6 protein-coding genes are annotated in these 7,226 nt (G+C 44.8%); 5 read left to right on the top strand and 1 reads right to left on the bottom strand.

Annotation, left to right across the window (positions count from 1 at the left end; all coding sequences use genetic code 11):
- Positions 1 to 248: 248 nt before the first annotated feature.
- From F6K20_RS17455 to F6K20_RS17435, 5 genes are all read left to right on the top strand, one after another.
- The gene (locus F6K20_RS17455) at positions 249 to 1,532 is read left to right on the top strand and encodes an AAA-like domain-containing protein (protein WP_229419055.1); all 1,284 of its coding nucleotides are present in this window, start codon (positions 249 to 251) and stop codon (positions 1,530 to 1,532) included.
- A 107-nt stretch (positions 1,533 to 1,639) separates the two neighbouring features.
- Positions 1,640 to 2,332, top strand: coding sequence for a dTMP kinase (gene tmk / locus F6K20_RS17450; RefSeq protein WP_044493901.1), 693 nt, complete (start codon positions 1,640 to 1,642; stop codon positions 2,330 to 2,332).
- Complete coding sequence (holB, locus tag F6K20_RS17445) at positions 2,302 to 3,261, top strand: DNA polymerase III subunit delta' (protein WP_008186706.1); 960 nt, start codon at positions 2,302 to 2,304, stop codon at positions 3,259 to 3,261. The genes tmk and holB overlap by 31 nt, the downstream gene beginning before the upstream one ends.
- Positions 3,262 to 3,706: 445 nt before the next feature.
- Entirely contained in the window at positions 3,707 to 4,309 is a 603-nt protein-coding gene (locus F6K20_RS17440) for a peroxiredoxin (RefSeq protein WP_008186710.1), read from the top strand.
- Between the two features lie 396 nt (positions 4,310 to 4,705).
- Positions 4,706 to 5,470, top strand: coding sequence for a hypothetical protein (locus tag F6K20_RS17435; protein ID WP_071104782.1), 765 nt, complete (start codon positions 4,706 to 4,708; stop codon positions 5,468 to 5,470).
- Between the two features lie 107 nt (positions 5,471 to 5,577).
- Here the strand turns inward: F6K20_RS17435 and F6K20_RS17430 are convergent, their stop codons facing one another.
- On the bottom strand, positions 5,578 to 6,693 hold the full coding sequence (locus F6K20_RS17430; RefSeq protein ID WP_008186716.1) for a geranylgeranyl reductase family protein: 1,116 nt from the start codon (positions 6,691 to 6,693) through the stop codon (positions 5,578 to 5,580).
- Between the last annotated feature and the right edge of the window lie 533 nt (positions 6,694 to 7,226).

Below are 7,226 nucleotides of genomic sequence, written 5' to 3'. Positions count from 1 at the left end.
TGGGTGAGGTACTTTCGTCCTGGGTTTTAGGGAGTAGGGAGTAGGCAGTAGGGAGTAGGAATCCCCGCGCGCAAGGGGGTAATAAAATTGAATGTACCTCATCGGTATGATCAACACTCTATATTCCTTATAATTATTCAAACAATTGATCTTCCTTGGTTTTGGTCATCTCTGACTCAAGACCATCAGCAAAAGGTGCACATAGTAAGACGATGTCAGTAGATCAGCTCATAGATGTACTCACAGTTATGGGGTACGCTAAATTGACTTCCCTTCAGGAATGGATTCTGTACCAAGCTTGGGAAGAAAAAACCTATACCGAGATGGCGGAGGAGATACACTACGGTAGTGAATATCTCAGGAGAATCGCTTCTAAGTTATGGCTATTGCTCAGCAAGATTTTTGGCAAACCAATCACCAAGGGCAACTTCAAACCAGTTTTAGCTAGCATTCCTCTGAGTCCCTTACACCAAGAGCGAATCGAGCAATATTACCAATCCTTGAGCCAATGCCCAACCTTTCCCATTGGAGTAGTCCCCCTATCATCAGCGTTTTACATTAAACGTCCCGTTGTCGAAGAAATGGCTTACCAAGCCATTGAACAACTCGGAAGTCTAATCCTGATTAGATCCCCGAAAGAGACCGGTAAAACCTCTTTGATGCTGCGGATAGTAGACCGGGCAAAATCCCTAGGTTACGGAACAGTATGGATTAATTTTGCCCAAGCAGAAAGAGCGATTTTAAGTAATTTAGATCGGTTATTACGTTGGTTGTGTGCTAATCTATGTAATCAACTGGTGCTTGCCAAGCAATTGGATGAGTATTGGCATGAGGACATCGGCAGCAAAGCAAGCTGTAGCTCTTTTTTTCAAGGACATATCTTAGAGTCCCTTGAACACCCCCTAGTTTTGGCGATGGATGAAATGAATTTGCTCCTTGAGCATAGGCAAACAGCTCTTGACTTTTTTCTTCTGTTGCGATCTTGGTCTGAGGCTGCCAAACACGTGAAACCTTGGCAAAAGCTGCGGCTTGTGGTTGCTTATTCCACAGAAGTTGATATTCCTGTTACAATCGCTGACTATTTATCGAATTTAGGATTGCCCATTGAATTACCCCAGTTTAACCTTCAACAAATTCAGCAGTTAGCCCAGCTTTATGGACTCGATTGGTTTAGAGGTCAAGCTAGGGAGAAATTAATGGCTATGGTGGGGGGACATCCGAAATTAGTGCAGCTTGCTCTCTATCACTTGGCTTGCGAAAACCTTAGCCTAGAACAACTTCTTGATCAAGCACCTACCGGAGAGGGAATTTATAGGGATCATCTGCTGCTAAAATTAACTAGACTTAGGCAAAATCCTGAGTTAGCCACTTTCTTCAACAAGGTGATTCAAACCGATAGAGGTGTTGAGTTAGATTCAATCTTAATCAATAGATTAAAGAATCTAGGTTTGATCATCTTTGACGGAAATCACGTCATGCCAAGTTGTGATTTATATCGTCAGTATTTATTAGCACAGCTATGGGATGCGTGATTTTAGCCCACGCTAATGGGTACGGCTGAATGCCTGAGCTTGTTCAACCTATTGTTTAAGCTGTAGGCTATGAAGATATTTAGGGATGATTAGTACAGGAGTTGGGCTTGAGGGGTAAGCTAATTGTTTTCGAGGGAGTGGAAGGTGGTGGTAAAACTACCCAACTACAGCGATGCTCAAATTGGCTTCGAGCTGGTGGCTTACAAGACTGTCTAGGTAATGTTTGTTTGGGAAATCAAACAATGCCCGTTGTAGTCACTAGAGAACCGGGCGGAACATTATTAGGTGCTAAGGTTCGCCAACTGCTACTAGATAGAGATTCCTCACCGATTCACCCTCGGGCTGAACTTTTACTCTATGCTGCTGATCGGGCTGAACATGTTGAAGAGTTGATTAAGCCACAGTTGGTCAACGGAGCAATTATTTTATGCGATCGCTACACGGATTCCACAATTGCCTACCAGGGTTATGGCCGAGGTATTGACTTGAAATTGATCGAGGAGCTTAATCAAATTGCTACCGGTGGACTGGAAAGTGACCTCACCCTGTGGCTAGATATTGATGTCGAAATTGGTCTGGAACGGGCGCGACAGCGGGGAACCGTTGACCGCATGGAGCAAGCTGACTTAGCATTTCACCGACGAGTGCAGCAGGGATTTCAGGAGTTGTATCAACAAAATCCCGATCGGATTGTTCGGGTAGATGCTAGCTACAGTGAGGAGGAGGTGCATAATGCCATTCAGAAGATTTTGGGTGAACGGTTGAGAACATGGTTCCAGGAGCGTTCGATTTTATCCTAGGGCAAGACCAAGCGATCGCATTATTGAACGGAGCAATTACAACTAACCGCATTGCCCCTGCCTACCTGTTTGCTGGTCCATCTGGGGTGGGGCGGAGTCTGGTAGCACGGGCTTTTATTGAACAGTTGTTTGGTCAAGGTATCCCAGCTGATGGGCAAGTCTCAATTAAAAAACGACTGATTCAGGGCAATCACCCAGATGTATTGTGGGTAGAGCCAACCTATCTCCAGAATGGTACACTGGTGTCTGCTACAGAAGCTGTCCAAAAAGGAATTCAGCGTCAGGCACCCCCCCAAATTCGGTTGGAACAAATTCGGGAAATTGCTCGGTTTCTGAGTAATTCTCCTCTAGAAGCATCACGTAAGGTGGTGGTACTAGAGCAAGCAGAAACTATGGCAGAGCCAGCAGCCAATGGTTTGCTGAAGACTCTCGAAGAACCGGGAAACGCTACGTTGATAGTGATCGCACCTAACACTGAATCTTTGTTGCCGACCCTAGTGTCTCGCTGTCAGCGGATTCCATTTTCTCGGCTGGGGCCCGAAACTATGACAACAGTGCTGTGGCAAACCGGTCATCAACAGATTTTACAGGAACCATCAGTACTCGCTATTGCCCAGGGAAGTCCGGGGGAAGCGATCGCTGCTTTTGAGCAACTCAAAGCCATGCCCCCAAACTTACTCACCCAACTTACCCAGTTACCCCACACATCCCGTCAAGCATTAGCACTGGCAAAGGAAATTGACAACAACCTGGATACCCACACTCAGCTTTGGTTAGTGAAGTATTTACAACACTGCTACTGGCAATCACACACTCAACCAGAGATGATTAAAAAGCTAGAGCAAGCTCGGCGATACCTGCTCAGTTATGCTCAGCCGCGATTGGTTTGGGAGGTAACCCTGTTGGAATTGAGTATTCTTGAAGCATGAAGGGTTAGGAGTAAATTATAAAGCATGAAGAATAAAGTGTAAAAGAGTAATTGGGAAGGATCAACGATAAAGCTCCATCAAATATTTCCTAATACTGGATACTTATATGCGCTCTTACCATTAAGAATTAAATTCGCCACGGGTCGCACCTGAAGGAAAGCCTACTAATCAAAATCGTTATGACTATGATCTAATTGTAAAGGTTCGTAAATAATCAATTAGATTTGATACCATTTGTGTGGTAGGTTACAGATCATGTCATGGTCTCGGCATGGACATGGGATATTGGTTAGATCATTTTCTTATCCATGAACTCCCTCTCAAGATGTATCTTTTTAGCCAGCACTTTGAGAAATAGTATGGGTAGCAAGGTTTGAGGTGACCACCACTTGATCAGCAATCTGTAGCCAACTGACACCCTAGACACTATAAGGAGAATAACGACATGACTACGACAGAAGGATGTCTCCGGGTAGGCCAACTGGCTCCCGACTTCACGGCCACTGCTGTATTCGAGCAAGAGTTCAAGACAATTAAACTGTCTGACTATCGTGGTAAATACGTCGTTCTGTTTTTCTATCCCCTAGACTTCACATTTGTTTGCCCTACCGAAATTACTGCATTTAGCGATCGCTTTGAAGAATTCAAAGAACTAGGCACCGAAGTCCTTGGCGTCTCTGTTGACAGTGAATTCTCTCACCTGGCTTGGATTCAGACTGACCGCAAGGATGGAGGTGTAGGCGATCTAGCTTATCCTCTGGTTTCTGATATCAAAAAAGACATCAGCACAGATTACAACGTTCTTGACCCGGAAGCTGGTATTGCCTTACGTGGTTTATTCATCATGGACAAGGAGGGCATAATCCAGCATGCTACTGTCAATAACCTCTCCTTTGGTCGTAGCGTTGACGAAACCCTGCGTACCTTGAAAGCGATTCAATACGTTCAAGCTCATCCCGATGAAGTTTGCCCAGCAGGCTGGCAACCAGGTGACAAAACTATGAACCCTGACCCTGTTAAATCAAAGGTTTACTTTGCTGCGGTATAACGGAATCACGAATATCTCCGCCCTCCTACCTTGAAGACTGAGCTTTGATACTGGGAAATTGAGTGGGTATAATACCTGTTCAATTTCCCATTAACATTATGAGGGTAGTGATAAATAGGTAGTGATAGAACATTGCATTTCTGGTAAGCAAGTTGACCATTGCTCGATTAGGAAATCTTATCTAAATTCCTAATAGGCTAGAGGATATAGCACGGCAGTAAAGGAAAACAACAGTTGCTGTCCCCCCGCACTACCCCAGTCAAGAATGCTCGTTCTTTGTGGGAAAATGGTCAAGAAGTCTGTGTCAGTACCTACACATGTTGGTCCGCATATAGTGAGTAGGGAGGAGTGTCAATCGATTGAATCAAAAAATGGCGCTGCCTGGGAGGAAGTACAATGTCAGAAGAGCAAAAACAGCAGCCAGAAGCGGCAAATGATCAACCAATGCAAACGCCGCCGACACCATCAGTGACAGATAAATCCAAAGACAGCTTGGAAACAACAAGTCAATCGCCTCAGACCACTGGCAAGGGAAAGTTATCGTCTTCTCAGCCTAAGTCTGGATTAATGAATCGCTTGCTGCCGATTCTTAGTACTCTTGGCCGGTTGTGGGATGGCACCTTAAAAAAAGTCCGCTCCTTGCTACCGGCAGCTTGGAATGAAAAACTGTCTGATTGGATGTTGACTGGTGCGATCGCAAGCGTAGTAGTAGTCATTCTATGGACAACACTAGCGCTTCTACCAAAGACACCAGCACAGGTGGCACAAGTTCCTGCTGATACCATTAATTCTCCACAAAATTTGGAAGTTCCTCAGGAATCAAAATTTGTGGAATCGGAACCCATACCCACACCAGAGTTAACTCCTGAACAAAGCCTGATTGTCGCAATTCAAAATCAAATTGCGGCTATTACCGCTCAGTACGGTAATGACCTGATTCAAGCAATTGAGGCGAACTTTCTCAGAAGTATGCTCTTGGTCAAGGTCAGTGATGAGTGGTACCAACTCAACGATGCTCAGCAGAATACCTTAGCTCAAAGGATGCTGAGTCAGTCTCAACAATTAGACTTTAACAAGTTGGAAATTACTGACTTAGAGGGAACGTTACTTGCCCGTAGTCCTGTGGTGGGGTCAAGTATGGTCATTTTTACCCGACATTAATGGTATTATCTGTTGAGGGTTGAGGGTTGACAGTCAAGTGTCCACCCTCAACAACCCCAACTATTTATGTGATAAGATACCAGACAAAATTAATTATCCTATCACCATTATCCCCCGCTTAATGGGTTCAAGCGCTTCATGGCACGATTTACTACTTCGGAGTAGCGTAATTGCCCACACAGAATGTTGAGCATGATTTGAGTAGCAACGGGTTTTTTAACGCCGACTTTGTACCCAATTCCGGGAAAGCTGTAGAACGCACCAGCGAGCTTAGCAGCCCAACTCATATCAGTTCCCCGTTCTTGCTGCATCACCTGGGTATAGTTTTCTAAGGCATCGGCTTGACCTGCCAAAGCTTGTTGAATGGCCTCAGCTGCTTTCATGCCACTGAACATGGAGGGTCGAATTCCCTCAGCAGTCATGGGATCCACCACACAAGCAGCTTCCCCAGCTAATACAGCATTTTGTGTATGCAGCTTCTCCTCACGTTCCCAGACGCAGATGGCACCTTCGTGCTGTTTACAGCTACTCAGGTCTAAGCCGGATTTCTCCGCATAACCTTTGACTATCTTTTCGATGTCTTTCAGGTCACCACCCCGTAAGGAGCCAAGACCAATGGAGTAGCCTTCGGCTTTAGGAATATTCCAGATAAAGCCATTTTTGACCTGACCAAAGTCAAAATGGATCTCGGTACTATTGGTTTCCGATTTGGGCACCTCTAGGGCTAATGCCAGACGTGACTTACGTTCTTTGAATCCCAACCATTTTGCCATCGGTCCAGTAGCACCGTCAGCTGCAATCACGTAGCGACCTTCAACAGTCCCATTGACAGTGTTGACCTGCCAGTGGTCTCCCTTAAACTCCACCCCTGTAACTGCTGTATTATCTCGAATTTCAGCACCTTGTTTTTGGGCTTGTTGGATGAGATAGTGATCGAAAACATCCCGTTGCACCATCCAAACCGGTTCTTGAGTGTCCAGTTTCACTTCTACTGGGTCATCCATTTTCCAGGTGTAGCGTACACTCTCAGCTTTCAGAGATATGGCAGGTGTAAAGTCGAAATCAAACCACTGTTGCACTTGTGGGGAAACCGCCCCACTACAAGCCTTGTACCGGGGTAAGGATTCTTTTTCTAGAACCACCACAGACTTTCCACCTTTAGCCAGGTGATAAGCAGCAGTTCCACCAGCCGGTCCCGCACCAACGATTATGCAGTCAAACATGATGTTTCTACTTTACTCCTCAAAGATTTATCGAATGAAGTTCACAGACTAACAGCCCAGTGTGTCAGCCTACTATCCAAATTGAGTGACCAAATTGAGTGACCAATTTACCAGGACTTACTCACTAAGATGCCCAGCAATTGAGACAAACTAACGGGCATTGTAAAATCACTATCAATTCATAATAATGACCCTACAAACATTGCAGGGTCGAGATTAGGCTATTAGGAAAATGCAAACCCAAAATCAATAACATCCTGAAAACGCCTAATCATTTATTATCTGGATGCACCTCTACTGATAGTTTTTGTCTCTTGTTCACTCCAGTTTTCAGTCATTAGACTCGTTAATCCGGATAGTTTAGTCGGCTAATTACTAGGGGAATCATTAGTTTATAGAACCATTATCGACCTAGAATTTTTGAAACATGTGGACTTCTGAGCAATCTTTATTAAAATTTCACGAAGTCACAGCCAAAACTATTGCCAAAACTATTAGTGTATTTTTTTGCTCCCCATCCTCTTCCCCTATGA

Source organism: Moorena sp. SIO2C4, from assembly GCF_010672485.1.
Lineage (GTDB): Bacteria > Cyanobacteriota > Cyanobacteriia > Cyanobacteriales > Coleofasciculaceae > Moorena > Moorena producens.
Note: the sequence above shows the minus strand (reverse complement) of the source record. Positions and strands in the feature narration are given on the sequence as shown.

Coding starts and splice junctions, on each gene's coding strand:
- F6K20_RS17455 (WP_229419055.1), top strand. CDS start 249: ATGGGGTACGCTAAATTGACTTCCCTTCAGGAATGGATTCTGTACCAA.
- holB (WP_008186706.1), top strand. CDS start 2,302: ATGGTTCCAGGAGCGTTCGATTTTATCCTAGGGCAAGACCAAGCGATC.
- F6K20_RS17440 (WP_008186710.1), top strand. CDS start 3,707: ATGACTACGACAGAAGGATGTCTCCGGGTAGGCCAACTGGCTCCCGAC.
- F6K20_RS17435 (WP_071104782.1), top strand. CDS start 4,706: ATGTCAGAAGAGCAAAAACAGCAGCCAGAAGCGGCAAATGATCAACCA.
- F6K20_RS17430 (WP_008186716.1), bottom strand. CDS start 6,693: ATGTTTGACTGCATAATCGTTGGTGCGGGACCGGCTGGTGGAACTGCT.